28 protein-coding genes are annotated in these 25406 nt (G+C 65.6%); 10 read left to right on the top strand and 18 right to left on the bottom strand.

The features are described 5' to 3' along the window. Positions 1-4: 4 nt before the first annotated feature. Positions 5-1873, top strand: coding sequence for a phosphomethylpyrimidine synthase ThiC (gene thiC / locus QE379_RS19125; RefSeq protein ID WP_307002896.1), 1869 nt, complete (start codon positions 5-7; stop codon positions 1871-1873). A 23-nt stretch (positions 1874-1896) separates the two neighbouring features. Here thiC and QE379_RS19120 read toward each other — a convergent pair whose 3' ends face one another. The 5 genes from QE379_RS19120 to ung form a co-directional block, all read right to left on the bottom strand. Beyond that, the gene (locus tag QE379_RS19120; protein ID WP_307002895.1) at positions 1897-2955 is read right to left on the bottom strand and encodes a RelA/SpoT domain-containing protein; all 1059 of its coding nucleotides are present in this window, start codon (positions 2953-2955) and stop codon (positions 1897-1899) included. 35 nt (positions 2956-2990) lie between these two features. Next, positions 2991-3257: a Txe/YoeB family addiction module toxin gene (locus QE379_RS19115; RefSeq protein WP_307002894.1), complete on the bottom strand. Its 267-nt coding sequence runs from the start codon at positions 3255-3257 to the stop codon at positions 2991-2993. Further along, positions 3254-3508 carry a type II toxin-antitoxin system Phd/YefM family antitoxin gene (locus tag QE379_RS19110; RefSeq protein WP_307002893.1) on the bottom strand — a complete coding sequence of 85 codons (255 nt, stop codon included), beginning with the start codon at positions 3506-3508 and terminating at the stop codon, positions 3254-3256. Before QE379_RS19110 ends, QE379_RS19115 begins: the two co-directional genes overlap by 4 nt. A 38-nt stretch (positions 3509-3546) precedes the next feature. Beyond that, positions 3547-3858 (bottom strand): zinc ribbon domain-containing protein YjdM, encoded by a 312-nt coding sequence (locus QE379_RS19105; protein ID WP_307002891.1) that lies wholly within the window; start codon positions 3856-3858, stop codon positions 3547-3549. A gap of 79 nt (positions 3859-3937) precedes the next feature. Then, positions 3938-4633, bottom strand: a complete 696-nt coding sequence (gene ung, locus QE379_RS19100) for a uracil-DNA glycosylase (protein ID WP_307002889.1) — start codon at positions 4631-4633, stop codon at positions 3938-3940. A gap of 114 nt (positions 4634-4747) precedes the next feature. Between ung and QE379_RS19095 the strand changes: the two genes are divergently transcribed. Further along, entirely contained in the window at positions 4748-5122 is a 375-nt protein-coding gene (locus QE379_RS19095; protein WP_307002887.1) for a hypothetical protein, read from the top strand. Between the two features lie 25 nt (positions 5123-5147). Here the strand turns inward: QE379_RS19095 and QE379_RS19090 are convergent, their stop codons facing one another. Next, a complete protein-coding gene (locus QE379_RS19090) occupies positions 5148-5591 on the bottom strand; it encodes a DUF1810 domain-containing protein (RefSeq protein WP_307002886.1) in 444 nt (147 codons plus the stop codon). Between the two features lie 66 nt (positions 5592-5657). On the opposite strand from QE379_RS19090, the gene QE379_RS19085 reads away from it, so the two are divergent. Then, positions 5658-6170: a hypothetical protein gene (locus QE379_RS19085; RefSeq protein WP_307002885.1), complete on the top strand. Its 513-nt coding sequence runs from the start codon at positions 5658-5660 to the stop codon at positions 6168-6170. A 134-nt stretch (positions 6171-6304) separates the two neighbouring features. Here the strand turns inward: QE379_RS19085 and QE379_RS19080 are convergent, their stop codons facing one another. The 5 genes from QE379_RS19080 to recQ form a co-directional block, all read right to left on the bottom strand. Next, positions 6305-7189, bottom strand: coding sequence for a MipA/OmpV family protein (locus QE379_RS19080; RefSeq protein WP_307002884.1), 885 nt, complete (start codon positions 7187-7189; stop codon positions 6305-6307). A 71-nt stretch (positions 7190-7260) separates the two neighbouring features. After that, positions 7261-7644, bottom strand: a complete 384-nt coding sequence (locus QE379_RS19075) for a DUF2141 domain-containing protein (protein ID WP_307002883.1) — start codon at positions 7642-7644, stop codon at positions 7261-7263. Next, positions 7625-8380 (bottom strand): sterol desaturase family protein, encoded by a 756-nt coding sequence (locus tag QE379_RS19070; RefSeq protein WP_307003304.1) that lies wholly within the window; start codon positions 8378-8380, stop codon positions 7625-7627. Before QE379_RS19070 ends, QE379_RS19075 begins: the two co-directional genes overlap by 20 nt. A gap of 246 nt (positions 8381-8626) precedes the next feature. Then, positions 8627-9139 (bottom strand): GNAT family N-acetyltransferase, encoded by a 513-nt coding sequence (locus tag QE379_RS19065; RefSeq protein ID WP_307002881.1) that lies wholly within the window; start codon positions 9137-9139, stop codon positions 8627-8629. Between the two features lie 10 nt (positions 9140-9149). Further along, positions 9150-10919, bottom strand: a complete 1770-nt coding sequence (gene recQ / locus QE379_RS19060; RefSeq protein WP_307002879.1) for a DNA helicase RecQ — start codon at positions 10917-10919, stop codon at positions 9150-9152. 147 nt (positions 10920-11066) lie between these two features. Here recQ and QE379_RS19055 point away from each other — a divergent pair, with 147 nt between their 5' ends. The 3 genes from QE379_RS19055 (at position 11067) to QE379_RS19045 (ending at position 12994) form a co-directional block, all read left to right on the top strand. After that, positions 11067-11351: a CsbD family protein gene (locus QE379_RS19055; RefSeq protein WP_307002877.1), complete on the top strand. Its 285-nt coding sequence runs from the start codon at positions 11067-11069 to the stop codon at positions 11349-11351. Between the two features lie 114 nt (positions 11352-11465). Beyond that, positions 11466-12047, top strand: coding sequence for a TIGR00730 family Rossman fold protein (locus tag QE379_RS19050; RefSeq protein WP_307002875.1), 582 nt, complete (start codon positions 11466-11468; stop codon positions 12045-12047). Then, positions 12044-12994: a phytoene/squalene synthase family protein gene (locus QE379_RS19045; RefSeq protein WP_307002873.1), complete on the top strand. Its 951-nt coding sequence runs from the start codon at positions 12044-12046 to the stop codon at positions 12992-12994. Before QE379_RS19050 ends, QE379_RS19045 begins: the two co-directional genes overlap by 4 nt. Before the next feature lie 151 nt (positions 12995-13145). Here the strand turns inward: QE379_RS19045 and QE379_RS19040 are convergent, their stop codons facing one another. After that, entirely contained in the window at positions 13146-13376 is a 231-nt protein-coding gene (locus QE379_RS19040) for a hypothetical protein (RefSeq protein WP_307002871.1), read from the bottom strand. A gap of 121 nt (positions 13377-13497) precedes the next feature. Here QE379_RS19040 and QE379_RS19035 point away from each other — a divergent pair, with 121 nt between their 5' ends. After that, positions 13498-15468 (top strand): S9 family peptidase, encoded by a 1971-nt coding sequence (locus QE379_RS19035; protein WP_307002870.1) that lies wholly within the window; start codon positions 13498-13500, stop codon positions 15466-15468. A 257-nt stretch (positions 15469-15725) separates the two neighbouring features. After that, a complete protein-coding gene (locus QE379_RS19030; RefSeq protein ID WP_307002868.1) occupies positions 15726-17555 on the top strand; it encodes an ABC transporter ATP-binding protein/permease in 1830 nt (609 codons plus the stop codon). 286 nt (positions 17556-17841) lie between these two features. On the opposite strand, the gene QE379_RS19025 is transcribed toward QE379_RS19030, so the two are convergent. From QE379_RS19025 to QE379_RS19015, 3 genes are read right to left on the bottom strand one after another with little or no spacing between them, the layout of a single operon-like run. Next, positions 17842-19317, bottom strand: coding sequence for a phytoene desaturase (locus tag QE379_RS19025; protein ID WP_307002867.1), 1476 nt, complete (start codon positions 19315-19317; stop codon positions 17842-17844). Then, positions 19314-20474: a lycopene beta-cyclase CrtY gene (crtY, locus tag QE379_RS19020; protein WP_307002866.1), complete on the bottom strand. Its 1161-nt coding sequence runs from the start codon at positions 20472-20474 to the stop codon at positions 19314-19316. Before crtY ends, QE379_RS19025 begins: the two co-directional genes overlap by 4 nt. 48 nt (positions 20475-20522) lie before the next feature. Further along, positions 20523-21545, bottom strand: a complete 1023-nt coding sequence (locus QE379_RS19015; RefSeq protein ID WP_307002865.1) for a YncE family protein — start codon at positions 21543-21545, stop codon at positions 20523-20525. Positions 21546-21703: 158 nt separating this feature from the next. On the opposite strand from QE379_RS19015, the gene QE379_RS19010 reads away from it, so the two are divergent. Together QE379_RS19010 and QE379_RS19005 are read left to right on the top strand one after the other, a co-directional pair. Then, positions 21704-22135, top strand: a complete 432-nt coding sequence (locus tag QE379_RS19010) for a TIGR01244 family sulfur transferase (protein ID WP_267432832.1) — start codon at positions 21704-21706, stop codon at positions 22133-22135. After that, positions 22132-22533, top strand: coding sequence for an LPXTG cell wall anchor domain-containing protein (locus QE379_RS19005; RefSeq protein WP_307002864.1), 402 nt, complete (start codon positions 22132-22134; stop codon positions 22531-22533). The genes QE379_RS19010 and QE379_RS19005 overlap by 4 nt, the downstream gene beginning before the upstream one ends. A gap of 131 nt (positions 22534-22664) precedes the next feature. On the opposite strand, the gene QE379_RS19000 is transcribed toward QE379_RS19005, so the two are convergent. The 3 genes from QE379_RS19000 to QE379_RS18990 are packed head-to-tail and all read right to left on the bottom strand — an operon-like array spanning position 22665 to position 25381. Beyond that, positions 22665-23894 carry a cyclopropane-fatty-acyl-phospholipid synthase family protein gene (locus QE379_RS19000; RefSeq protein WP_307002863.1) on the bottom strand — a complete coding sequence of 410 codons (1230 nt, stop codon included), beginning with the start codon at positions 23892-23894 and terminating at the stop codon, positions 22665-22667. An 18-nt stretch (positions 23895-23912) separates the two neighbouring features. Next, the gene (locus tag QE379_RS18995) at positions 23913-24656 is read right to left on the bottom strand and encodes a molybdopterin-dependent oxidoreductase (RefSeq protein WP_307002862.1); all 744 of its coding nucleotides are present in this window, start codon (positions 24654-24656) and stop codon (positions 23913-23915) included. Beyond that, positions 24653-25381, bottom strand: coding sequence for a cytochrome b/b6 domain-containing protein (locus QE379_RS18990; protein ID WP_307002861.1), 729 nt, complete (start codon positions 25379-25381; stop codon positions 24653-24655). Before QE379_RS18990 ends, QE379_RS18995 begins: the two co-directional genes overlap by 4 nt. Positions 25382-25406 lie beyond the last annotated feature (25 nt).

The following is a 25406-nucleotide window of genomic DNA, read 5'->3' as shown; positions in this document are numbered from 1 at the left end:
GACTATGGCAGATATCCCCGTAAAGACCGAGATTCCCCCCGCGGGCAGCGCAATAGGCGTGACCACCGGCCCCATTCGTGGCTCGAAGAAGATTCATGTCGGACCGCTGGGCGTCGCGATGCGCGAAATCCATCTCGACCCCTCCTCGGGCGAGCCGCCGCTGCGCGTCTACGACACCAGCGGCCCCTATACCGACCCGACCGCACGCATCGACATCATGGCGGGCCTGCCGCAGATCCGCCGCGCGTGGATCGAGGGGCGCGGCGATGTCGAGGCCTATGACGGCCGCGAAATCCGCCCCGAGGACAATGGCCAGCTCGGCCCCGACCGTTCGGGCGGCGTGCCGCAATTCCCGCGCACCGGGCTGAATCGGCCGCTGCGCGCGCGTGCAGGCATGAACGTCAGCCAGATGCATTATGCACGCCGCGGCATCATCACGCCGGAAATGGAATATGTCGCGACCCGCGAGAATCTGGGCCGCGAGATGCTGCGCGAATATGCCCGCGACGGCGAAAGCTTCGGCGCGGCGATTCCCGATTATGTCACGCCCGAATTCGTCCGCGACGAAGTGGCGCGCGGCCGGGCGATCATCCCCAACAACATCAACCACCCCGAATCCGAGCCGATGGCGATCGGCCGCAACTTCCTGGTCAAGATCAACGCCAATATCGGCAATTCGGCGGTCGCCTCCAACGTCGCCACCGAGGTCGACAAGCTGGTCTGGTCGATCCGCTGGGGCGCGGACACGGTGATGGACCTGTCGACCGGCCGCAACATCCACGACACGCGCGAATGGATCATCCGCAACTCGCCGGTGCCGATCGGCACCGTGCCCATCTATCAGGCGCTGGAAAAGGTCGGCGGCATCGCCGAGGAGCTGACCTGGGAAATCTTCCGCGATACGCTGATCGAACAGGCCGAGCAGGGCGTCGACTATTTCACCATCCATGCGGGCGTCCGCCTGCCCTATATCCCGCTGACCGCGAAGCGCGTGACCGGCATCGTGTCGCGCGGCGGCTCGATCATGGCGAAATGGTGCCTGGCGCATCACAAGGAGTCGTTCCTCTACGAACGCTTCGACGAGATCACCGAGATCATGAAGGCCTATGACATCGCCTATTCGCTGGGCGACGGCCTGCGTCCCGGCGCGATCGCCGACGCCAATGACGAGGCGCAGTTCGCCGAACTCTACACGCTGGGCGAGCTGACCAAGCGCGCCTGGGAACAGGATGTGCAGGTGATGATCGAGGGCCCCGGCCATGTGCCCATGCACAAGATCAAGCAGAATATGGACAAGCAGCTGGAGGCGTGCGGCGAGGCGCCCTTCTACACCCTCGGGCCGCTGACCACCGACATCGCGCCGGGATACGACCATATCACCAGCGGCATCGGCGCGGCGATGATCGGCTGGTACGGCACGGCGATGCTCTGCTACGTCACGCCCAAGGAGCATCTGGGCCTGCCCGACCGCGACGACGTGAAGGTCGGCGTGGTGACGTACAAGCTGGCCGCCCACGCCGCCGACCTGGCCAAGGGGCATCCCGCCGCCAAGATGCGCGACGACGCGCTCAGCCGCGCCCGCTTCGAGTTCCGCTGGCGCGACCAGTTCAACCTGTCGCTCGACCCCGACACGGCGGAATCCTACCACGACCAGACGCTTCCGGCGGAGGGTGCGAAGACCGCGCATTTCTGTTCGATGTGCGGCCCGAAATTCTGCTCGATGAAGATCACGCAGGAGGTTCGGGAATTCGCGGCGAAGCAGAACGCCCCGGTGGAGACCTTCGTCGCGGCCGAGGACGCCGAGGCGGGGATGCAGGAAATGAGCGAGAAATTCCGCGAGAAGGGCGGGGAGGTTTACCTTCCGGCGGAGTGAGGGGTCAGGTGGAAGGCGGTTTCTTACAAACCGCCTTCCTCTTGAATTATTTTCACGAAATCGATGGGGTCATAAAAATAGTTGCGATATGCCGATCTCAACTGCTTCGGGTTATCGGATCGGACATATACCGCATTAACACTATCGTCGCTTGCTTCCAATTCGCTTGCTTTTGCAATCGCCAAGGCTGCTGTTTTGAATGGCAAAACTTCAAGTTCGAGAGATCCATTTTGATGGCGATGAATGTTTAGAACGTTATGATTTTGAAGGTTTTCTTCATCCTCAAACTGTTTCAAAAGTTCAAGTCGCCTAAGTATCCCAAGCTTGTCTTCAAGGCCTTGAAGTTCGATCTGTAAGTCTTGAGTATCGAGCTCTGGAAAGGCTTTTGATAGGCCTTCATGTCTGCGGGCAATAATTTCGCTTGCAATAGAAAAAAAGCGCCCCCGCTCGGTTGAATCCAGTTCAAACTTTGTCCGCTCACCATCTAGAAGGTCGGAGATTTCTACGGCAGTTGCCCAAGCATGCTGGGCGCGCGTTCTATATTGAAGCTCCACCAATAACCCATCCCAAGGCTTCTTTTCCTGACTTCTAGTGCTGCCACGAGGAAAATGACGATAAACGTCATGTATACCTCTGTATCCTGTCGCTTTTGGATGCTCTATATAATTATATTTATCAGGATCATGGCGCAAACTATGCTCAACATTTCGCATTACCTGCGAGGAGTGAATGTAAGACCTGAACTCTACTAATTGCTGAACGTCGTTAAATATCATCCGGCAGCCAGCGAAGTCATGCATGGCAGATACATCTGCTATTAGCGGCGTACCTGCAGAATTTTTTCTTAGTAATTTGTCAGTTACAGTATTTCTTCGCTTTAGGCGTTGTGCGAATTCTATATAGTATTCCTGCTTATTGATGTGGCCTTTGAGCCACGCTTGAAATGTATTGATAACATATCCATGCGCTGACCTCCATTTGTCCACCAGTAGATAATCGTCATCAGTGGCGTTACCGGCAGAAATAGCCAGGCCGGCACGACGGACAGCTGACTTATTGCTAGGAGGTTCTTGATAGGCCATGTGGCGACTATAGCGCCGTCATAATGGGCAAGCGATCAATAATGATACCGACACTGCGCCACTTGCAGCACCTGTTCGTCGCCGCTGCCCGCCACCCGGTACACCAGCCGATGCTCATGGCTGATCCGGCGCGACCACCAGCCTGACAGGTTGCCGCCCAGCGGTTCGGGCTTGCCGGTCCCTTTGAAAGGGTGGCGGCGGCATTCTTCGATCAGGGCATTGAGCTTCGCGAACAGCTTCGCGTCATGAGCATGGAGGTCGAGATACTCGGCCCACGATCGCGACGAGAACTGAGCCTTCACGGCTGGATGAGATCGTGCGCTTCGCCGCCGCCTGCTTCCAGCTCGGCAATGCTTTCCAGCAGGCGCTGGGCGTTCTTGGGCGAGCGCAGCAGATAGAGCGTCTCTTCGATCGACGCCCATTCGCTGGCCGAGATCAGCACGGCACCTTCACCTCGCTGGCGGGTGATCGCCACGGGCGCGCGGTCGGCGACGACCTTGTCGATCATCGCCTTCAGATTCTCACGCGCTTCGGAATAGGAGACAGCCTGCATACAACTAAAGTTGTACAATCACCTGTCCAATGTCAACCTCACCGCTTCCGCACAAACTCCGCCCTCAGCACCAGGCCCTTGATCCCGTCGAACTTGCAGTCGATTTCCTGCGCATCGCCGGTCAGGCGGATCGACTTGATGAGGGTGCCGCGCTTCAGCGTCTGGCCGGCGCCTTTGACGGTCAAGTCCTTGATCAGCGTCACCTGATCCCCGTCGCTCAGCACATTGCCGACCGAGTCGCGCACCACCACGGCATCATTATCGTTGACCGTGCCCGCCTTGGCGGCGGCGTCGGCGGCGCTGATCCATTCGCCGGTCGCTTCGTCATACACATATTCGTCGTCGGCCATCGCGCTTGGTCCTTATCGCATCGGTGGAATGGCGGCCCCTATGCGCCTTGGCGGCAATTGAAGCCAGTGTGATTACAGATCAGGACAGCGGCGGCAGGGCCCAGTCGATCGGTTCGCGGCCCTGCCCGACCAGAAAGGCGTTGGCCTTGGAAAAGGGCTTCGAGCCGAAGAACCCGCCCCGCGCCGACAAAGGCGAGGGGTGGACCGAGGTCAGGACGCAGTGTCGCCCCGCCCCCATCTCGCGGACGAAGCCCGCTTTCTTCTGCGCATAGGCGCCCCACAGGATGAAGACGACCGGCTCGGGCTTGGCGGCGACGGCGCGGATCACGGCATCGGTGAAGCGCTCCCAGCCGCGCCCCTGATGCGAGGCGGCCTGGCCCATCCGCACGGTCAGCACCGAGTTGAGCAGCAGCACCCCCTGCCGCGCCCAATGGTCGAGCAACCCGTGGCTGGGTGGGGCGATACCCAGGTCGGTCGCCATCTCCTTATAGATGTTGACCAGGCTGGGCGGCGGGCGGACGCCCGGCTGGACCGAGAAGGCCAGGCCATGCGCCTGCCCCTCGCCATGATAGGGGTCTTGCCCCAGGATCACGACACGCACCTGGGGCAGCGGGGTCAGGTCCAGCGCGCGGAACCATTCGGCGGGGCGGGGGAAGACCCGCTGGCCGCTGGCGCGCTCGTCCGCCAGGAAGGTCTTGAGCGCCTTCATATAGGGCTCGTCGAACTGGTCGCGCAGGACGGCCAGCCAGCTTGGGTCCAGTCGGATGTCGCTCATCGCATCCTCTTGCCCCCGGTGCGATTGGCGCGCAACCGGCTTGGCGGATAATCGTTATGCACCCGATACGGTCGTCATTCCGCCGGCCGCCGAGCCTATTGGAGGACCATGATCATGAAGCGTTCGACGATCACCCTCGCCGTGATGACCGCCGCCTTGCCGCTGGCGGCGTGCGGCTCCTCGACCGAGCCTGCCAACAACACCGCAACGGTCGCCGCTACCGGCAATGTGATGAGTGCCGACGCGCTGGGCACCAAGATCCGCGACCTGCCCGAGGGGCAGCGGCGCGGCGTGCTGTTCCGTGCGATCCGCGATGCCGGGCCTTCGGGTGCGAGCTGCCAGTCGGTCACCGCGATGAAGGAAGCCGCCCCGGTCAACGGGAACCCGAGCTGGAACGCGGTGTGCGACAACAGCACTCAGTGGACCATCGTCCTGACCGCCGATCAGTCGGCCAGCGTGACCGGCCCGGGGCCCGTCACCATCAAGTGACCGTTGCGAGGCTCGCCCCCCCGAGTCACGGTGCGGGGTGGTCGAGCTTCGCCAGGGTCGCGTCGTCGGCCTGCCCGTCGAAGAACCGGTCCAGCCCTTCGCGAAAGGGCGCAGGGTCATCGGCGACGGCGGCGAACAGGGTCAGTGAGGAGCGCAGCTTGATGGCATCGATCCCGCCGAACACTGCCTCCGCCGATCCGGGCGCGGCGTTCGCGGTACGGACCGCTTCGAGCAGGCGGGGGCCGAGGATCGGATGTGCCAGATAGGCCCGCGCCTCGCCCGCGTCCCGGATCGCATAATATCGCGCGGTGGGGCTGCGACCGAGACCGGCGATCTGGGGAAAGATGAACCACATCCAGTGGCTTCGCTTTCGTCCGACACGCAGTTCGGCCAATGCGGTGGGGAAACTGTCCGCCTGGGCCTCGACGAAGCGGGACAGGTCGGAATCAGGGGAGGGCGCGGCTGTCATCGCTTTGGCAACCGGCCATGCGGTCAAAGCGTTCCCGTCAAAAGCGATTGTTTTCAGGAGAGAGAGATGCGCCGCTTCGCCTTCCTTGCCCCCATGGCCCTGTTGGCGCTCGCGGCCTGTGGCAGTCGGGAAGGGGATGCGGATTCGGACGTCGCGCCGGGCAACTTCACCCCGCCCGGCACCGCGCGGCCCACGCCGGTGGCGGGGGTGGCGCAGGTCAATCCGCTGACCGCCTATATCGGCCATTATCCCAACGACGCGGTCGACGGCGTAGCCTTTTTCGACCGGACCGAGGTGGCGAGCGCGCTGCACGACGCGGTGGGCAATCAGCAGTTGATCCAGCGGATCATGTCGCGCGGCGCGGTGACGGTGCCGATCTTCCGCCGGGGGAAACAAGGGATCGCGGCGCATGGCTGCACCCCGCATGATTGTTCGGACAACAACTGGACGGTCGAGATCGACACCCAATCGTCCAAGGCGCGGGTCTGCTATCACGATCGCGAGACGATGGGCGACCGCAGCCAATGGTATATGGGCGGCGCGCCGGTGACCCAGCCGGGGGAATGCCCGCAGGAGTAAGAAATCCTCCCCGGTACGGGGAGGTGGCAGGCCGAAGGCCTGACGGAGGGGGCTTCCTCATAGGACAGCCTGTGCGGCGATCCCCCTCCACCATGCTTCGCATGGTCCCCCTCCCCGTGCCGGGGAGGATAGGGTTAGAACGTGTAGGCGACCCCCAGCGCGCTCAGCCACTGGCTGCGCGAACCGGCCTGCGACACGATCGGGCTGTCGGCGAAGTCGTTGACCATCCGGCCATAGGTCAGGCCGCCGACCAGCTTCCACCCCTTCAGCAGATTGCCGGTGATCGAATAGGTGGCGAGGCCGCCGACCGACCAGTCCTTCCACCCCGAACGCGCGTTGTAGACGGGCAGGCCGCTCGCCACGCTCTGGTTCGGGTCGATCGAGAAATAGCGGCGGGCATAGCCGCGCCCGGCATGTTCGGCGGTGGCGAACAGGCCGACCGCCGCCTTGGTCGACAGGGGCGTGAAGTAATTGACCGAAGGCTGCCAGATGCCGCTGTCATGCACCCCGGTCACGTCATGGCGATAGCTGACCGAGACGGACAGCCGGTCATAGGGGCTGGTGACCACGCCGACCTTGCCGATGCCGACATAGCCGCCCAGTTCCACCGCCGCGCCGATCTTGCCCAGCGCGCGGACGCGGGCATCGTCGATCCGCGACGGGGCGGTGCGGTCGAGATTGACGACGCCGATCGGGCCCGCCTGAAAATCCCATTCGCGGTTGTTCTTGTCGCCGATCAGGTCGACCGACACGCGGTTGCCGATCAGCGTGATGGTGTGCCCGTCGATATAGGCCAGCGCCGCGGGTGCGGGGGAGAGGCTATAGTCGTTCGATCCCTCATAATCGGGGAGATAGGCCGCGCCGAGCCCGATGGTGATGGTGTTCTTGCCCATCTGCCCCGCCATTTGGGCGGCGGCGGGGTTGCTGGAAACGGTCGTATCCTGCGCCCAGGCGGGCAGCGACAGGGACAGCGCGCCCGTGGCGATCAGCGGGGCGATTACGCGCGGAAAAAGGCGCAAGACGGAAAACTCCCTGAATGGATTATCCGAAATGGAACGCCAGGGTGAGGATTTCGCTCCGGTTCCGTCGTTCAGAAAATGTAACGCATCCGAATCTGTTGTGTTTCGGCCACAGAATCCAGGCTGAAGCGGGCCGCCGTGAAGCGTGGCGGACCGAAATGGATCGCCGGGTTGCGCGAAAAGCCGAAGCCCTCGCGCGGAATGCCCGCCAGCGTGTCGAGCTTGGCGTTGCCGTTCTCGTCATGGATGACGGCCGCGGCGTAATCGCCGTGCGGCAGGCCGTCGAGGTGCAAGGCCTTCTGGCCCGCCGGGACGGAGCGCGTCATCGCTCGGGCATCGTCGACACAGGCGGGGAAATTGTCCGGGTCGGCGGTCAGGCACAGACGGATCATCCCCTTGCCCGAGCGCAGATTGTCGATCCCGATGTCCAGCCGGCTAACCGGCGCGGTGCTCATCAACGGCAGGGCGGCCAGTAACAGAAGCGCGACGCGCGGCCTGCGCATGGGTACGCGCGAAATCGCCGAGTCCCCGGTCGGTCCCGCAGAGTCGATCCCAGAAGCGGAAATAGAGTCCATAATTGCACCCATATTGCTCATGATGCCGTTGGTGATGGCTGGCGGTGATGAGCCACCCCCCCAGGTGTCCCTGCCACAGAAAGCGGGGAAAGATTTCCCACCCCATATGGTTGGTGACGCCCATAACGGTCATGATCGTCAGGACCAAGCCGAGTGCGCCGACATGGATCGGAATCACGAAGACCAGTAGCGGAATGGCCACAGCCCCCGTCACCGCCTCGATCGGGTGAAACGCCATCGCGGCCCAGGCGGTGGGCGGGCGGCTGGCATGGTGGACGGCATGGGCGCGCTTGAAGATCGCCGGGCGGTGCATCCAGCGATGCGTCCAGTAGAACCAGGTGTCGTGCGCGATCAGATAGAGCAGCACCGATACGGGCAGATACCAGAGCGGATAGGCATGAACATCGGCATAGATCCGGGTCCAGCCGCGATTCTGCCATCCCCAGGCGACGATCCCGGCGGGAATGCCGTAAATGGCGGCGGAGGCCAGGCTCCAGGCGATCTCCCGCCGGATTTGCGGGTCGAGCCCGGCATAAAGATCGGGATGCCGCGCCCGCGTCGCCAGCGCGAACGCCCCCGAGGCGAGCAGATAGCGGACACCGACGATCAGCGTCATGGCGATGGCGGACAGGATCAGGGCAAGCGTCACGGGCGGGACTGTACCCTATCGAAGGCGGGGCTTGAACCGTGATCGTCGGATAGGCGGCCTTTTGTTCGCGCGGAGGCGCGGAGGCGCAGAGAGATTTGCCCGTGCAGCGGCGTCAGGTGTCCGTTCGACGTTGCACCTTGCCGCACCGTCGCCGGTAAGAAGCGGCCTGTCGGCCGGGCGCTTCCTCTCCGCGCCTCGGCGCGAAGGGGAGTATCAGCCCCGATGGAAGATCAGGATCGGTCGCTCGTGATAGATCCCCTCGACCGGCGCGCCATATCCCAGCTTTGCCGCCAGCCGGATCGAGGCGCTATTTCCCGGATCGATGATGCAGCAGGTCCGCGCCAAACCCTTTGCATCCGCCCAGTCCAGCACCGCGCGCATCGCCTCGACCGCATAGCCCTTGCCGTGCCCGGCGGCGGCGAGGGCCCATCCCATCTCCGGTACGGTGAGTTCGGGCACGATCGCCCGGCGCGATTCCAGCAGGCCGATATCGCCCAGCACGTGGCCCGTCGTCCGGTCGCATACCACCCATGCGCCATAGCCGAACGCCGTCCACTGCCCGATCGAACGGAGCAGGCGAATCCAAACCTGCTCGCGCGCGCGCGGCTTGCCGCCGATCATGGCGTAAACCGCCGGATCGGCCCACATCGCGGCCAAGGCGTCGAGATCGTCGGGGTGATGGCCGCGCAAGGTCAGCCGGTCGGTGGTCAGGGTCGGGGCGGTCATGCCCCGCAGCTTAGCCTGCGTCGCGGATCACCGCCAGAAACGCCTCGCCATAGGCATCGAGCTTGCGCGCCCCGATGCCGGACAGCAGCGACAGCGCGGCACGGCTGTTCGGTCGCTGCGCCGCCATGTCGCGCAGCACCGAGTCGTGAAAGATGACATAAGGCGGCACCCCCGCCTCCTGCGCCAGTTCGCGGCGCTTGGCGCGCAATGCCTCGAACAGCGGATTGTCCGCGGGGTTGGCGGCGACCGGCGCGGTGCGGCGGGATTTGCGCTCGCGCTTGGGCGGCACCACCAGCGACAGCCGCGCTTCCCCCTTGATCAGCGCGCGCGCGGCGGGGCCGAACTCCAGCCCGCCATGATGATTGGTGCGGAGCGCGTCGCGCAACAGCAGCGCACGGTGGACCGGCTTGATCAGCGCGACCTCGTCCCCGTCGATGATGTTCCACACCGACAGCGCCTCATGCCCGTTCATCAGGCTGCGCTCGGTCGACTGGCCGGTCAGCACCTGCTCGATATAGCCCGCGCCGAACATTTGGCCGGTGCGGAACACGGCGGAGAGGAATTTCTGCGCGGTGGTGGTCGCATCCACCGCATCGGGTGAGCCCAGGCAATTGTCGCAATTGCCGCAATCCTCCGCCAGCTCCTCGCCGAAATGGCGCAGCAGGATCCGCCTGCGGCACCCGCCCGTCTCGACCAGCGCACCCAGGGCCGAAAGGCGCGCACGCTCGCCCGGCTGGCGTTCGGGTTCGACCTCGGCGATGCGTTGCCGGGCGCGGGCGAAATCGTCGGCCCCCCAGAAGAGATGCGCCACGGAAGGATCGCCATCGCGCCCCGCGCGGCCCGTCTCCTGATAATAGGCCTCGATCGACTTGGGCAGGCCAGCATGGGCGACGAAGCGCACATCGGGCTTGTCGATCCCCATGCCGAAGGCGACGGTGGCGCAGATCACCATATCCTCGCTCGCCACGAAATCGGCCTGGTTCTTCGCGCGCACGGCGGGGTCGAGCCCGGCATGATAGGCGCGCACCGGGCGGCCGGTCCGCGCCAGCGCCTCGGCCAGCTTTTCGGTCGCGGCGCGCGTCTGGGCATAGACGATGCCGGGGCCGGGCGTGTCGGCGACCACCCGCGCGATCTGGAGGTTCACATTGGCCTTGGGGCTGATCGCATAGCGGATATTGGGCCGGTCGAAGCCCGAGACGATCATCCCCTCGACCGGAATGCCCAACTGCTTGGCGATGTCGGCGCGGGTATGCGCGTCGGCTGTCGCGGTCAGCGCGAGCCGGGGCACCTCCGGGAAGGCATCCATCAACGGTTCGAGCAGCCGGTAATCGGGGCGGAAGTCGTGCCCCCATTCGCTGACGCAGTGGGCTTCGTCGATCGCGAACAGGCTGAGCGGCGCGGAGCCGAGCAACTCACGGAAATGTGCCGATGAGGCACGTTCGGGCGCGACATAGAGCAGGTCGAGCTGGCCATCGCGGAAGCGGGCCATCGTCTCGCCGCGATTCTGATCGACGCTGGTCAAGGTGGCGGCGCGGATGCCGACCGCCTCGGCCGCGCGCAACTGGTCGTGCATCAGCGCGATCAGCGGGCTGACCACGACGCAGCATCCGTCCATCATCACGGCGGGCAACTGATAGCAGAGCGACTTGCCCGCCCCGGTCGGCATGACCGCCAATGTGCGTTGCCGGTTCAGGACACGGTCCACCACCTGTTCCTGCACGCCGCGAAACTGGCTGTACCCGAAAACTTCGTGGAGCTTGGCAAGGGGGTCGGCGACCATCGGGGTGCATGTAGCGTCCGGGCGGGGGCGGGGAAAGGGGCTCGGCTTTCGGTCCTGCCGCCTTTCCCGCGACGATGGCCGGGAAACATCGGCGTCCTGCGGGGTTTCCAATCTCCATCATCCCTGATCCCCAAGAGGAGATGTTTCATGAACACCGACACGATCGATGGTGCTGCCACCAATTTTGGCGGCAAGGTCAAGGAAGGCATCGGCACGGCCATGGGCGACAAGACCATGCAGGCCGAGGGCAAGGGTGAACAGTGGAGCGGCAAGACGCAGAAGGCGTTCGGCGATGCCAAGACCAGCATCGACCAGACCGTCCGCCCGCTGATCGACCAGGCGCGCCAGTTCGTGAAGGATCGCCCCTATGCCTCGGCGGCGCTGGGCGGCGTGCTGGGTATCGCGCTGCTGAATACGCTGCGCGGCAAGTGATTTCGGGAGGGGGCGGCTGCGCCCGCGTCGCCCCTTCCATAATCGACGCGCGACGGGCGTGGCGGGGCGCTTGCCCGCTTGTTCCGTCCGGCGGCTTGGCCTAGCGCATGACGCATGAAGCGATTGGCCATTTATTGCGGGTCGGCGACCCCCAGCGATCCCCTTTACATCGAAACCGCTCGTAGCGTCGGACGCGGCCTGGCGGAGCGCGGCATCGGCGTCGTCTATGGCGGTGGCCGGCTGGGCCTGATGGGTGCGGTGGCGGATGCGGCGCTGGCGGCGGGTGGCGAGGTGATCGGCATCATCCCGCAGGCGCTGGTCGATGCGGAGGTCGCGCATCGCGGCCTGACCGAACTTCATGTCGTGCCCGGCATGCATGAGCGTAAGAAGGCGTTCACCGACCTGTCCGACGGTTTCATCACCATTGCGGGCGGCACCGGCACGATGGACGAATTGTGGGAAGCGCTCAGTTGGGCGCAGCTCGGCTATCATGCCGATCCGGTCGGGTTGCTCAACACGGGCGGCTATTACGACCATCTCGTCGCCTTCTGGGAGAAGATGGGCGAGGTCGGCTTCCTCCGGCCACAGCACCGCGAATTGCTGATCGTCGATACGACGCTCGACGGGTTGCTGGCGAAGATGACCGAACATGTGCCGACCCAGCCCATCGTGCGCATGAACGCGGGCGATCTGTGAGCGACACCGCCGCCCCGACCGAGCGCGACGCGCTGGTGGCGGCGGCGCGGGCGTCGATCGCGAAGGGCTCGAAGAGTTTCGCGGCGGCCAGCCTGCTATTCGAGCCCGAAACGCGCGCGCGGGCCTGGCTGCTCTATGCCTGGTGCCGCCGCTGTGACGATATCGCCGACGGGCAGGATCATGGTCATGGCATGACCCGCGTGGCCGATGCCCCCGCGCGCCTGGCGGAGTTGACCGAAAAGACCGAAATGGCGCTGGCGGGGCAGGTGGTCGGCGACCCGGCCTTCGACGCGCTGCGTGTCGTCGCGGCGGAGACGGGGATGCCGCACCGCTGGCCGCGCGACCTGATCGCCGGGTTCGCGCTGGATGCGCAGGACTGGCGGCCCGAGACGGAGGAGGATCTCTATCGTTATTGCTATCATGTCGCGGGCGTGGTCGGCTGCATGATGGCGGTGACGATGGGCGTCGCGCCCGATGACCAGGCGACGCTCGACCGCGCCTGCGACCTGGGCATGGCGTTCCAGCTTGCCAATATCGCGCGCGACATTGCCGAGGATGCGGGCGCGGGGCGGCATTATCTGCCGCGCGAGTGGCTGGCCTATAAGAGCATATCCCCCGACGCGATCATGGCGCCCTCGCACCGGCCGGGCCTGAGCGCGCTGGCCCGCCGCCTGACCGACCAGGCGGCCCGGTTCGAGGCGAGTGCGCGGATGGGGGTGCCCGCGCTATCCTATCGCTCGGCCTGGGCGGTGCTGTCGGCGGCGGCGATCTATGGCGCGATCGGGCGCAAGGTGGCGCGGCGCGGGCGAGGGGCCTGGGACAGCCGGGTCGGCACCAGCAAGACCGAGAAGCTGCGCTTCATGGCCGGTGCGAGCGTCCTGGCGGCGCGGCGGGACAAGATGACGATCACCCCGCGCGATCCGGCGCTATGGACGCGGCCGCGATAGTTTTTGCTGTCGAGACGAAGGCGGATAGTGGGGCGGGTGTGACAATCCCCAGCCCCGTTCGCGCTGAGCGAAGTCGAAGCGTACGCTACGACCCTTGCCGCGAGGGTTTCCCTTGGCCTTCGACTTCGCTCAGGCTGAACGGAGGAGCGGGTTACCCCCTGGACGGCTTCCGCCCTGCTTTGGCCATCTGCGCACCCATGCGGCGGCAATCCGCCCCGATCACCGGATAGGGCACATCGGTATTGGCGGCGATCCGGTTGGCGAGGTCGGCGCGGCATTGCGCCATGGTTTCGTACCGGGCGGGGACCATCCGCGCCTCGGTGCAATCGACGCTGCCATCGCCGCAGCCGAGGATCGCCATGACATAGAAAATCGGTTCCATTTAACCGCCTCCACTTGTTTTCCAGAACGCAAGGGTGCGGCGGGTTGTTCCGATTTTGCGCTTGCCGGGTAGAGATGGGACTGTCATGCTCCACCAACACAGTTCATGATGGGAGCATGAGATGGGGTTCAAGGCTTTGCTCGCGGCGGGGGCCGCGCTGATGGTGGCGCAATCGGCGATGGCGGCGGACGTGCCGCTGATCGAACGGGCCAAGCTGTTCGGCAATCCGACCCGCATCGGCGGACAGCTTTCCCCGGACGGCCAATGGATCAGCTATATCGCGCCGCGCGACGGAGTGCTCAACGTCTGGGTCGCGCCGATCGCGACGCCCGATCAGGCCAGGCCGCTGACCGCCGAGAAGGCGCGACCGATCCGCCAGACCTTCTGGTCCCCGGACTCCAAGTCGATCCTGTTCGTCAACGACAAGGGCGGCGACGAGAATTTCCTGCTCTACGGCGTCAATGTCGCGACCGGGGCGCAAAAGGCGCTGACCCCGTTCGAGAAGACCCGCGTCGAAATCATCGGCACCAGCGAGACGATCAAGGACCGCATCCTGGTCGGCGTCAACAATCGCGATCCGCGCTGGCATGACGTGTACGAGTTGAACCTGACCACCGGCGCGCTGACCAAGGTGATGCAGAATGACGGCTATGCCGGGTTCCTCGCCGACGACCAGTTGCGCTTGCGGATGGCGGCCAAGGCGCGGCCCGATGGCGGTTCGGACTATTACCGCGTCAACGGCACCACCGTCGAGGCGACGCCGGTCGTGCAGTTCGGGCTGGACGATTCGCTGACCACCTCGCCGCTCGGCTTCACGGTGGACGGCAAGACGCTTTACTGGATGGACAGCCGGGGCCGGAACACCGCCGCGCTGATGGCGCAGGACATGGGCAGCGGCAAGATGGCCGTGATCGGCGAAAGCCCCAAGGCCGATGTCGGCGGCGGGCTGTTCAATCCCAAGACCGGGCGGGTCGAAGCCTATTCGGTCAATTACCTCAAGCGCGACTATGTGCCGGTCGGTGACGCGGTGAAGGCGGACCTCGCCTTCCTGAAGGCGCAGAACAAGGGCGAATTCTCGATCGGGTCGCGCACCGATGCCGATGACAAATGGCTGGTGACATTCGATCCCGTCACCGCACCCGCCTCCACCTGGCTATACGATCGCAAGGGCAAAAAGCTGACCCAGCTTTACGTCAGCCGCCCCGAACTGGCCGATGCGCCGCTCGTGCCCATGGAGGCGGTGGAAATCCCCGCGCGCGATGGGCTGACTTTGGTGTCTTATCTGACCAGGCCCAAGGGCGTGACCGGGCCGGTGCCGATGGTGTTGTTCGTCCATGGTGGACCCTGGGCGCGCGACGGGTTCGGCTATAACAGCTATCACCAGTGGCTCGCCAATCGCGGCTATGCGGTGCTGTCGGTCAATTATCGCGGCTCGACCGGCTTTGGTAAGAACTTCATCTCGGCGGGCGACCTGCAATGGGGCCGCAAGATGCATGACGACCTGATCGACGCGGTCGACTGGGCGGTGAAGCAGGGCGTCACCACGCCCGACAAGGTGGCGATCATGGGCGGCTCGTACGGCGGCTATGCGACGCTGGCGGGCCTGACCTTCACGCCGGAGAAATTCGCCTGCGGCGTCGACATCGTCGGGCCGTCCAACCTGTTCACCCTGCTCAAGACGATCCCGCCCTATTGGGAAGCGGGCAAGCAGCAATTCTACAAGCGGATGGGCGACCCCACGACCGAAGAGGGCCGCGCGCTGCTCAAGGAGCGTTCGCCGCTGACCTTCGTCGACCAGATCAAGAAGCCGCTGCTGATCGGGCAGGGGGCCAATGACCCGCGCGTCAATGTCGCGGAAAGCGACCAGATCGTCGCGGCGATGGCGGCGAAGAACATCCCCGTCACCTATGTCCTGTTCCCCGACGAAGGCCACGGCTTTGCGCGGCCCGCCAACAATATCGCCTTCAACGCGGTGGCCGAGAATTTCCTCGCGCCCTGCCTTGGCGGGCGGGCGGAGCCGATCGGCGACACGCTGAAGGGCTCGACCGCGCAGGTGAAGCATGGCGCGGAGTATGTGAAGGGGTTGAAGTGAGGCCAGTCGGGGGGTGGGGCGGGTAGCTCGGTGAGACACCGAAGCCCTCCCCCATCCCCTCCCGCTTGCGGGAGGGGAGCGGCCAGGGGCAAGCGATCACCGTAATTTCTATGGGCGGGGATGTGGGCAGCCAAAATTCCTGCAAAACGCCCCTCCCGCAAGCGGGAGGGGTTGGGGGAGGGCAGGGCCGCAAGCGATACGGCTCGCAAACGCTCCCCCATTGAACTTCGCCCCCGATCCGCCGACATGGGGGTGACATGCCGCCACTCGATTCCACCGCCGGTACGCCTGACCGGCCGCTGATCCCGACGCTTCGCCGTTTCCTCCCCTATCTCTGGCCCGCCGGAGCCCCTGCCTTGCGCGTGCGGATCGTGGCGGCGATGGCGCTGGTCGTGGTGTCCAAGCTGATTCAGGTATTGGGCGCGGCCTATACGCTGAAATATGCGATCGACCGGATGGCGGGGGGCGACCGCGGCGCGGTGATGCTCGTCGTCCTGCTGGTCATCGGCTATGCGGCGGCGCGGTTCGGGACGACGCTGTTCGACAATCTGCGCAACGCGGTGTTCGAGATGGTCGGGCAGGACGCGACCCGGCGGCTGTCGGCGGACGTGTTCCGCCATCTCCACCGCCTGTCGCTGCGCTTCCACCTCGAACGGCGCACGGGGGCGGTGACCAAGGTGGTCGAGCGCGGGACCAAGAGCATCGACACGATGCTCTACTTCCTCCTCTTCAACATCGCGCCGACCGTGCTGGAACTGGCGCTGGTCCTGACTATCTTTGGGCGGAGCTTCGGGCCGGTGCTGGTCGTCACCACGCTGGTGATGGTGGTCCTCTACATCGTCTTCACCCGCAAGGTGACCGATTGGCGCAATGCGCTGCGCAACCGGATGAACGATCTCGACACCGGCGCAGTGGCGCACGCGGTCGACTCGCTGCTCAACTTCGAGACGGTCAAATATTTCAACGCCGAGGAACGCGAAGCCCGGCGCTATGAAAACGGCGTGGCGGCCTATGCCCGTGCGGCGACCAAGTCGGAAAACTCGCTCGCCTGGCTCAATGTCGGGCAGGCGGCGATCACCAGCCTGATGCTGGGCTTTGCCATGGCCTGGGTCGCGCGCGAATGGAGCCGGGGCGCGGCGTCTCCGGGCGATGTGGTGTTCGTCTCCACCTTGTTGTCGCAGCTTTTCCGGCCGCTCGACCTGCTCGGCATGGTCTATCGTACCATTCGTCAGGGGGTGATCGACATGGGCGCGATGTTCGACCTGATCGACACGCCCGCCGAAGTGGTGGACGCCCCCGGCGCGCCCCCGCTGAGCGTGACGGGCGGGCATGTCCGGTTCGACCATGTCGTCTTCGGCTATGAGCCCGACCGGGCGATCCTGAAAGGGTTGACGCTCGACATTCCGGCGGGGACGACCTGCGCCGTGGTGGGGCCGTCGGGGGCGGGCAAGTCGACGCTCGCGCGGTTGCTCTTCCGCTTCTACGACGTGAGCGAGGGCGCGATCACCATCGATGGCCAGCCGGTGTCCGACGTGGCGCAGGACAGCTTGCGGGCGGCCATCGGCATCGTGCCGCAGGACACGGTGCTGTTCAACGACACGATCGGCTACAACATCGCCTATGGCCGCGAGGGCGCGGATCAGGCCGAGGTCGAACGGGCGGCGAAGGGCGCGGCGATCGCCGACTTCATCGAACGCCAGCCCCAGGGCTATGCCACCCGCGTCGGCGAGCGCGGGCTGAAGCTGTCCGGCGGCGAGAAGCAGCGGGTCGCCATCGCGCGCACCCTGCTCAAGAACCCGCCGATCCTGATCCTGGACGAAGCCACCAGCGCGCTGGACAGCCGGACCGAGGCGGATATCCTGGCGACGCTCCAGGCGATCGAGCGCGGGCGGACCACGCTGGTCATCGCGCACCGGCTGTCGACTATCGTCCATGCCGACCAGATCGTCGTCCTCGATGGCGGGCGCGTGGCGGAGCGCGGCACGCATGGCGAGTTGCTGGCGAAGGGCGGGCTCTACGCCGAAATGTGGGCCCGCCAGGCCGCCGAGGTGGAGCAGGCGGAAGAGGAAGACGCGCTGCTGGCGTGATCCTCCGCCGAGCAAAGGGCGTCAGCGGCAGCGCAACCGGATTTGCCGAACCGAATGCGATCCGCGCCACGGCGGTCCAGCCCAGGATCATCTTGAGTCCAACGCCGTGATAGACGCCGAGGCATGGTGGGAACACCCGGATCGATCCGTGGGACGGTGCCAACTTCCTATCCCCCCCGTTCAGCCTGAGCGAAGTCGAAGGCCACGCGACGGGCTCGCCCACGGGACACGGGGAAAGGTCATCCCTTGGCCTTCGACTTCGCTCAGGCTGAACGGAGGCGGGGGCCTACTTCCTCTCCAGCATCAGTGCCGCCGTGGCTTTCGCGCTGCCCACCACGCCCGGAATACCCGCACCCGGATGCGTCCCCGCTCCGACGAAATACAGGTTCGGGATCGAATCGTCGCGATTGTGCACCCGGAAATAGGCGCTCTGGGTCAGGATCGGCTCGAGCGAGAAGGCCGAGCCCATATGCGCGTTCAGATCGGTCGCGAAGTCCGATGGCGCATAGTGGAATTTGGTCACGATCCGCTCATGGATATCGGGGATCAGGCGGCGGCCCACCTCGTCCAGGATACGCTTTTCCAGGATCGGCCCGACCTCGTCCCAGTTCATCGGGAACTTGCCCATGTGGGGGACGGGGGCCAATGCGTAGAAGGTCGAATGCCCCTCGGGCGCAAGGCTGGGGTCGGTGACGGTCGGGTGGTGGAGGTAGAGCGAGAAATCCTCCGACAGCACGCCGGTGTCGTAGATGTCGGTCAGCAGGCCCTTATAGCGTGGGCCGAACAGGATCATGTGGTGCGGGATACCCGGCCACGCGCCCTTGATCCCGAAATGCACGACGAAAAGCGATGGCGAATAGCGCTTGCGCTCCAGCGAGTTGACCGTCCGCCGGGCCGAGCGATTGTCGGTCAGCAGGTCGCGATAGCTGTGCATGATATCGGCATTGGTCGCGACGGCATCCGCTTGGATGGTCAGGCCGCTCTTCGTGACCACGCCGGTCGCGCGGTCGCCCAGCGTCTCGATCCGGGTGACGGGATCGCCGAGGCGGAGGACGCCGCCGATCCGCTCGAACTGTGCGACCAGCCCTGCGACCAGCCGATTGGTGCCGCCGCGCGCGAACCAGACGCCGCCGTCCCGCTCCAGCTTGTGGATCAGCGCATAGATGGCGCTGGTCGTCATCGGATTGCCGCCGACCAGCAGCGTGTGGAAGGACAGCGCCTGGCGCAGCTTCTCCGACTTCACGAATTTCGAAACCATGGCGTAGACCGAGTTCCACGCCTGATACTTCATCAGCGACGGCGCGGCCTTGATCATCGAGGCGAAATCGAGAAACGCGACATGGCCGAGCTTCTCATAGCCCTCGCGATACACGCCCGCCGCATAGTCGAGGAATTTGCCATAGCCCGCGATATCGTCGGGGTTCAGCTTGGCGATCTCGGACCGCAACTGGGTGTCGTCGTTGCTATAGTCGAAATTGGTGCCGTCGACCCAGTTGAGCCGGTAGAAGGGGCTGACGGGATCGAGCTTCACATCCTCCGACATGCTGCGCCCGGTCAGGCCCCAGAGTTCCTCCAGACAGGCCGGGTCGGTGATGACGGTCGGCCCGGCGTCGAAGGTAAAGCCGTCGCGCTCCCAATAATAAGCCCGCCCGCCGGGCTTGTCCCGCGCCTCGACGATCGTCGTCTGCACGCCCGCCGATTGCAGGCGGATGGCCAGCGCCAAGCCGCCGAAGCCCGATCCGATGACGACCGCGCTCTTCATGACCGACCCCGCAGCGCGGCGATGGCGCGCAGGATCGGCACCGGCGGCCGTCCGGTCAATATTCGTGCCTTGTCGGCCATGGTCGATTGCCCCGCATAGAATCGCCCGATCAGGTCGGGCGGAAGTCGATAGAAACGCTCCAGAACGCGGTATCGCTCATCCGGCTCCGCCGCCTTGAACAACATCGTGTCGAGCATCCGGTAAAAGCTTCGCGCGTCCCAGGCGGCGCGCGCCATGCGATAGGTTGCGTCGTGCAGATCGGCCCCGGCGAAATCGCGCCGCTCGGCCAGCATTGCCGCCATACGAATCGCATCGGGCAGCGAATAGCCGGTGGTCGGGTGAAACAGCCCGGCGCGCATCCCGGCCTTGGGCGTCCTGGCCCCGCCGCTGCGCCAATAGCCGTCGAAGTCGCCCCCCATCGCGACCGGAAGCACGCCCGCCTCCTCGCGCATCACCTCCACCGTCTCCCAACCACGCGCCTCGGCATAGCGTTCGATTCGCTGGACGATGGCGCGGCGGTTCAGATCGGACGAGGTGGAGTAATAGGTGTCCTCGACGAAGATCCGATCCCGCGCGAAGGGCAGGGTGTAGACGAAGCGATAGCCGTCGATCTGCTTGACGGTGGCGTCCATCACCACCGGCCGCTCGCTGCCATGCGGGTGGGTCAGGCGGAGTTCCTGGCCGACGAATTTCTGCCATCCGCAGGACAGCGAGGACAGGTCGCCCGCGCCGCGCGCGTCGATCACGCCGGTCGCCTCCACCCGGTCGCCATCGGCGAAGACGGCGGCAGTCGCGGTCACCGACAGCACCTTGCGGCCCAGCATCAGGGCTTCGGGCGGCAGCACGCGGCGGACCTCGGCGTCCAGCCGGTGGCTCTCGATCGAGTAGTAGGTCTGGTTCAGTGTCCGCGCATGCGCCGGAAAGGCCACGTCATAGCAGCGCCAGCCATGCGCCACGAGCCGCTCGACGATCCAGCGATCGGCCGTGGCCACATCGCTGCCGAAAAAGGACCAGAGGTGATTGCCGCCGATCGTCTCGCCCGCATCGACCAGCCGCACGTCGAGCGAAGGGTGCCGCGCCTTGAGCGCCAGCGCGATCAGGCCGCCGGCCAGGCCTGCACCAATGATCGCGACATCGCAGGAGATTTTGGCAGCCATCGCCTTACCGCTACCGTAAAGCGGCGCGAAGGCAAAGGGCCGGTGCCATTACAGAAGCACGGCGGTATCCGGCGCGTCGCCGGTCGCGAAGCCGCCGACGATCCGCCAGGTCGCCAGATCGACGATCGCGATGCGGTCGTCGTCCCGCGCGGCATAGAGGATGGACCCTCCCGCCGACAGGTTCAGCCCCGGTGCGGCGGCGGGCAGGGGAAGCCTGGCTTCCTCCTTCAGCGTGGCGGGCGAATGGCGGGTCAGGCTCTTGTCCGCCGGGTTGGACACGATCAGGCGGCCATCGGCCTGGACGATCACCCGCACCGCCTCGCCACGCAGCGTCGTGCGGGCACGGGGGCGCAGCGTAATCGCGTCCAGCGCGTGGAGCACGCCCGCCGGACGGTCGATCACGTACAGGGTGCGCTCGTCGGGGCTGAGCGCCAGACCCTCGGGCGCGGTGCCGATATGCTGTTTGACGGGTGCGAAGCTGGCATCGTCGGGGTCCACCATGATGACCATGCCGCTCATCGTGTCGGCGACATAGGCGCGGGTGCCATCGGCCTTCACCACGAAATAATGGCTGCGCGCGCCGCCGACCGGGATCATGCGGTCGGGGGTTTCGGCGGTGGCGGGCGTATCGAATCGCGCCAGCAGGCTGTCGCTCTCGGACAGCGCATAGAGGCGGCCTCGCGCATCCATCCGCATGCCGTGCCAGCGGCGATGCGGTGCCATGTCGATGGTCCGCACCAGCCGTCGTTCGACGAGATCGATCACCCAGAGTTGATGCCCGCCCTCGCCCGCGAACTGCCAGCCCTGGACGCCATATCCCCCGATATAGGCGAAGCGGCGGGCGGGATCGGCGACCATCTCATGCGGTTGCGCGCCGAGCGGGATGGTGCCGAGCCGCCGCCCTTCGGGCACGCTGTAGAAGGCGACGCGCCCGGCGCCCTTTTCCACGACCGCCAGCGTCGTGGGGCCGGCGGCGGCGGCCTGGGCCCGGCGCCAGGCGAGCGGTACGGCGGCGGCGGCGCCCAGCGCGACCAGGCCCCACAGCCCCTGGCGACGATCGATCAGCGACATGGCGCCCGGCTCCTGCGAAAATCCATTGCGGATCAGACGTGGGGGAGCGCGGGATGTTCCCATGCCATCGGAGCCAAGCACCGATTGATGCGTCTTTTCCTGACGAAGATGGCTCGGCACCGGTTGCGGTGAAACGGCCCTTTGAATAGGTGAGTCGCATGATCCGCCCACTCAATGAAAGCGTCGCCGTCGCCCCCCAGATCCGCCCCGAGGATGTCGCGGCGATCAAGGCGGCGGGCTATACCGCCATCGTCAACAACCGCCCCGATGGCGAGGAGCCGGGGCAGCCCAATGGCGACTCGATCCGCGCGGCGGCGGAGGATCAGGGGCTGGCCTATACCGCGATCCCCGTGACGCCGGGCGGGTTCAGCCACGAGATGGTCGACCAGATGACCCAGGCGCTGGTCGAGGCCAAGGGGCCGGTGCTCGCCTATTGCCGGTCGGGCACGCGAAGCTGCAACCTGTGGGCGCTGGCGGCAGCCAAGGCGGGGCGCAACCCGACCCTGATCGTGATGCAGGCCGAGGGGGCGGGGTACGACCTGTCCGGTCTTCGGCCGACGCTCGAAGCCCTGTCGGGCGCGGCGGGATGATCCTGCCGATCACCGGCGCCGTGATGGGCTGGGCGCTGGCCGGTCTGGGGGCCGGAACGGTGCTGGGCGGAGTCGGGATCGGCTGGCTGGTCCGCCGCCGCCGCAACCGCCGCCTCGGCGCGCCGGAGGATGTCGCGGCGGCGGCCGAAGCCGCGCTGGAGGGCTTTGCGGTATCCGGCGCGGTGGTCGGTGCCGATGGCCAGGGCGCGCTGGCGGTGGCGCAGGACGGTCGCGTCGCGGCGATCAAGCTCCAGGGCCGCCGCATGGCGGTGCGCGAAATCCCCTGGACCCGCGTGCGCTCGACCGCCGAGGGGATCGTCGCGGAAGTCGATGGCCGCTTCGGCCCGGTGACGCTCGCCGGGGTGGATGTGCTGGATATCCGGCGGCTTCGAGCCTGACCGATCCTCCCCGGCACGGGGAGGGGGACCAGCGAAGCTGGTGGAGGGGGCTCGCCACCAGGGACATCCTATGAGGAAGCCCCCCTCCACCACCGCTTCGCGGCGGTCCCCCTCCCCTTGCAGGGGAGGATTTAACGGTCCCGCAGCGCGCGTTCGCCCTCGTACATATAATCCCGCGTGACCGGCACCGAGAGCCGCCCACGGGTCAGTTGCACCTGATAGTTGCACAAGCCGCCATTGCGGAACGCCGCCCCCGCGCCCGCCAGATAGAAGAGCCACATGCGATAGAAGCGCTCGTCATAGAGCGCGACGATCTTGTCCTTCGCCGCCACGGTCCGGTCGTACCAGATATCCAGCGTCCAGCCATAATGGCAGCGCAGCACCTCCACATCGGTCAGGAACATGCGCAAGCCCTCCTGCGCCCGCACGATCTCCGACAGAGCGGGGTTGTAGCCGCCGGGGAAGATATATTTGGTCGTCCAGTCGTCGGTGACGCCCGGCCCGTTCAGCCGCCCGATGGTGTGGAGCAGCATCACGCCGTCCTCGGTCAGCAGGTCGCGGCACTTGCGGAAGAAGGTGCGATATTGCGGCGGCCCGACATGCTCGAACATGCCGACCGAGACGATGCGGTCGAACCGCCCCTCCACCCGGCGATAGTCGATCAGCTCGAACTTCACCTTGTCCGACACGCCCAAAGCCTCGGCACGGGCGCGCGCGACCTTCAACTGCTCTTCGGACAGGGTGACGCCCAGCACTTCCGCGCCGCACATCTGGTGCAGATAGAGCGCCATGCCGCCCCAGCCACAGCCGATGTCGAGTATCTTCATCCCCGGCTGGATCGCCAGCTTGGCGGCGATATGCGCCTTCTTGTCGCGTTGCGCCCGCTCCAGATCATTGGCCGGATCGGTGAAATAGGCGCAGCTATATTGCTTGTCGGTGTCGAGGAAGAGTTCGTACAGCGTGGCGGACAGGTCGTAATGGTGGGCGACGTTCTTCTTCGACCGCCGCTCCATGTTGATCCGGTCGATCCGGTGCTTGATCGCCCCCGCCGCCCGGACGAAGCGCGACGGGTTCAGGTTCGCCCGGCCCGCTTCCCATTTGTCGTTGGCGGTCAGCAGTTCGACCAGGTCGCGGACATCGCCCTTCTCGACGACCAAGCGGCCGTCCATGAAGGATTCGCCCGCCGCCAGCGCCGGGTTGCGGACGATCTGCCCGGCGACCCTCGAGTCGGTGAAGCGGATCGCGACATCGGGATAGCCGGGTTCGGGCGTCCCGAACTCGCGGACCTTGCCGTCATGATGGGTGAGGGTCAGGCGGCCCTTGCGGACCGCGCGCGACAGAAAGAGATCGATCAGCGCCATATGGCACCGACTAGTGTCTTAAATCCCGGCATACCAGTCATAATCGACGTGATCTTCCCAGTATCCGCCCTTGCCTAAACCTATGTTGGCCAAACTTTCGACCGCGTCGATCCGCATCAGATATTTGGCGTGCTTGTAGCCAAGCTGCCGTTCGACCCGCAGGCGGAGCGGCGCGCCGTGGCCGACATCCAGCATCCGCCCGTTCATGCCCCAGGCGAGGATCGTCTGGGGGTGGAAGGCGTCGATCAGGTCGAGCGATTCATAATAGGGCTGGCCACCGTACAAATCGGCGCAGGTGAAGACCACATAGCGGGCCCGGTCGCGGATATGCGCGGCCTTCAGGACATTGCCCAGCATCGGGCCCATCCACTCGCCGATCGCGCTCCAACCCTCGACACAGTCGTGGCGGGTGATCTGGCGACGCGCGGGAAACTCGCCGATCTGCCTGAGCGAGAGGGACAGGGGATTACCGACCAGCCCCCCGATCTTCAGCCGCCAATCCTCGAACCGGTTGGCGAGCAGCGCGGCATATGCGGGCGTACCCGGATCGCGCGTGCCGTTGGTGCGGAAATAGGGCGACATCTGATCGCGGCGATATTCGGGGGCCAGCGCGCCGCGATTGGTCAGCGCGCGTTGCAGCCCCTTCTGTATATCCTCGCCCGCGAACAGGATCTTGCGCGCGGTCGGTTGTTCGACGATCCGATCGCACCCCGCCAGGAGCAGCCCGGCCCCGCCGGTCAGGATGGTTCGACGGCCGATCATTCGGGAATCCTCCAGCGACCGGTGATCATCGACCGCATTTCGTTGCCCGCGCCCGCCAGGATGACCAGCACGAGATGGACGATGGTGAACAAGGCCAGCGCGCTGGCGGTGATGAAATGGATCGACCGCGCCGATTGCCGCCCGCCCAATATCTCCAGCACCCAGGGCCAGGCGGCGTTCATGCCCGGCGACAGCGCGATCCCCGTCAGGATCGCCAGAGGCAGGGCGACGAACAGGACCAGCACATAACTCAGCTTCTGGAACAGGTTGTAGCGGCGCGGATCATGCTCGTCATGGAAGCGGAAGGCCAGATGCCGCCGGAAATCCCCCCACAGCATGGCGGGGCGAAGCTCACGCCTCCGTATCCGCAGATCGCGCTGGAAATGCCGGGTCAGCAGGCCGCCGATCATATAGGCGAGCAGTCCGAACCCCAGCACCAGTGCGAAGAACAGGTGCCAGCGCCGCGAAATGGCGAGGTTGTAGCGGGCCGGGATCGTGATCCATGCGGGGAAATGGGGAAGGGTCGCCCAGGCCGGATCGAAATTGGCCCCATAGCGGCCCCAATAGAGCCGGGGATGCGCGTTCGAGATGCCCAGGCCTGAGCCGAGCAGGATCAGCACCGCCACCGCATTGACCCAGTGCCAGACCCGCGTCACCACGCCGTGACGGCGAATGACCGGCCGCGATCGGGGCCTTTGAGGCTCTTGCGGCGTTGGCGCTTCCATCCACACTCCCTTTCGGTGATCCCCA

The organism is Sphingomonas sp. SORGH_AS_0879 (genome assembly GCF_030819175.1).
Lineage (GTDB): Bacteria > Pseudomonadota > Alphaproteobacteria > Sphingomonadales > Sphingomonadaceae > Sphingomonas.
Note: the sequence above shows the minus strand (reverse complement) of the source record. Positions and strands in the feature narration are given on the sequence as shown.

Coding starts and splice junctions, on each gene's coding strand:
- QE379_RS19030 (WP_307002868.1), top strand. CDS start 15,726: ATGCCGCCACTCGATTCCACCGCCGGTACGCCTGACCGGCCGCTGATC.
- QE379_RS19005 (WP_307002864.1), top strand. CDS start 22,132: ATGATCCTGCCGATCACCGGCGCCGTGATGGGCTGGGCGCTGGCCGGT.
- QE379_RS19000 (WP_307002863.1), bottom strand. CDS start 23,894: ATGGCGCTGATCGATCTCTTTCTGTCGCGCGCGGTCCGCAAGGGCCGC.
- QE379_RS19120 (WP_307002895.1), bottom strand. CDS start 2,955: ATGGCCTATCAAGAACCTCCTAGCAATAAGTCAGCTGTCCGTCGTGCC.
- QE379_RS19105 (WP_307002891.1), bottom strand. CDS start 3,858: ATGGCCGACGACGAATATGTGTATGACGAAGCGACCGGCGAATGGATC.
- crtY (WP_307002866.1), bottom strand. CDS start 20,474: ATGGCTGCCAAAATCTCCTGCGATGTCGCGATCATTGGTGCAGGCCTG.
- QE379_RS19070 (WP_307003304.1), bottom strand. CDS start 8,380: ATGACGCTGATCGTCGGTGTCCGCTATCTGCTCGCCTCGGGGGCGTTC.
- recQ (WP_307002879.1), bottom strand. CDS start 10,919: ATGGTCGCCGACCCCCTTGCCAAGCTCCACGAAGTTTTCGGGTACAGC.
- QE379_RS19025 (WP_307002867.1), bottom strand. CDS start 19,317: ATGAAGAGCGCGGTCGTCATCGGATCGGGCTTCGGCGGCTTGGCGCTG.
- QE379_RS19085 (WP_307002885.1), top strand. CDS start 5,658: ATGCGCCGCTTCGCCTTCCTTGCCCCCATGGCCCTGTTGGCGCTCGCG.
- QE379_RS18990 (WP_307002861.1), bottom strand. CDS start 25,381: ATGGAAGCGCCAACGCCGCAAGAGCCTCAAAGGCCCCGATCGCGGCCG.
- QE379_RS19055 (WP_307002877.1), top strand. CDS start 11,067: ATGAACACCGACACGATCGATGGTGCTGCCACCAATTTTGGCGGCAAG.
- thiC (WP_307002896.1), top strand. CDS start 5: ATGGCAGATATCCCCGTAAAGACCGAGATTCCCCCCGCGGGCAGCGCA.
- QE379_RS19075 (WP_307002883.1), bottom strand. CDS start 7,644: ATGAGCACCGCGCCGGTTAGCCGGCTGGACATCGGGATCGACAATCTG.
- QE379_RS18995 (WP_307002862.1), bottom strand. CDS start 24,656: ATGATCGGCCGTCGAACCATCCTGACCGGCGGGGCCGGGCTGCTCCTG.
- QE379_RS19050 (WP_307002875.1), top strand. CDS start 11,466: ATGAAGCGATTGGCCATTTATTGCGGGTCGGCGACCCCCAGCGATCCC.
- QE379_RS19040 (WP_307002871.1), bottom strand. CDS start 13,376: ATGGAACCGATTTTCTATGTCATGGCGATCCTCGGCTGCGGCGATGGC.
- QE379_RS19035 (WP_307002870.1), top strand. CDS start 13,498: ATGGGGTTCAAGGCTTTGCTCGCGGCGGGGGCCGCGCTGATGGTGGCG.
- QE379_RS19090 (WP_307002886.1), bottom strand. CDS start 5,591: ATGACAGCCGCGCCCTCCCCTGATTCCGACCTGTCCCGCTTCGTCGAG.
- QE379_RS19095 (WP_307002887.1), top strand. CDS start 4,748: ATGAAGCGTTCGACGATCACCCTCGCCGTGATGACCGCCGCCTTGCCG.
- QE379_RS19110 (WP_307002893.1), bottom strand. CDS start 3,508: ATGCAGGCTGTCTCCTATTCCGAAGCGCGTGAGAATCTGAAGGCGATG.
- QE379_RS19015 (WP_307002865.1), bottom strand. CDS start 21,545: ATGTCGCTGATCGATCGTCGCCAGGGGCTGTGGGGCCTGGTCGCGCTG.
- QE379_RS19065 (WP_307002881.1), bottom strand. CDS start 9,139: ATGACCGCCCCGACCCTGACCACCGACCGGCTGACCTTGCGCGGCCAT.
- QE379_RS19010 (WP_267432832.1), top strand. CDS start 21,704: ATGATCCGCCCACTCAATGAAAGCGTCGCCGTCGCCCCCCAGATCCGC.
- ung (WP_307002889.1), bottom strand. CDS start 4,633: ATGAGCGACATCCGACTGGACCCAAGCTGGCTGGCCGTCCTGCGCGAC.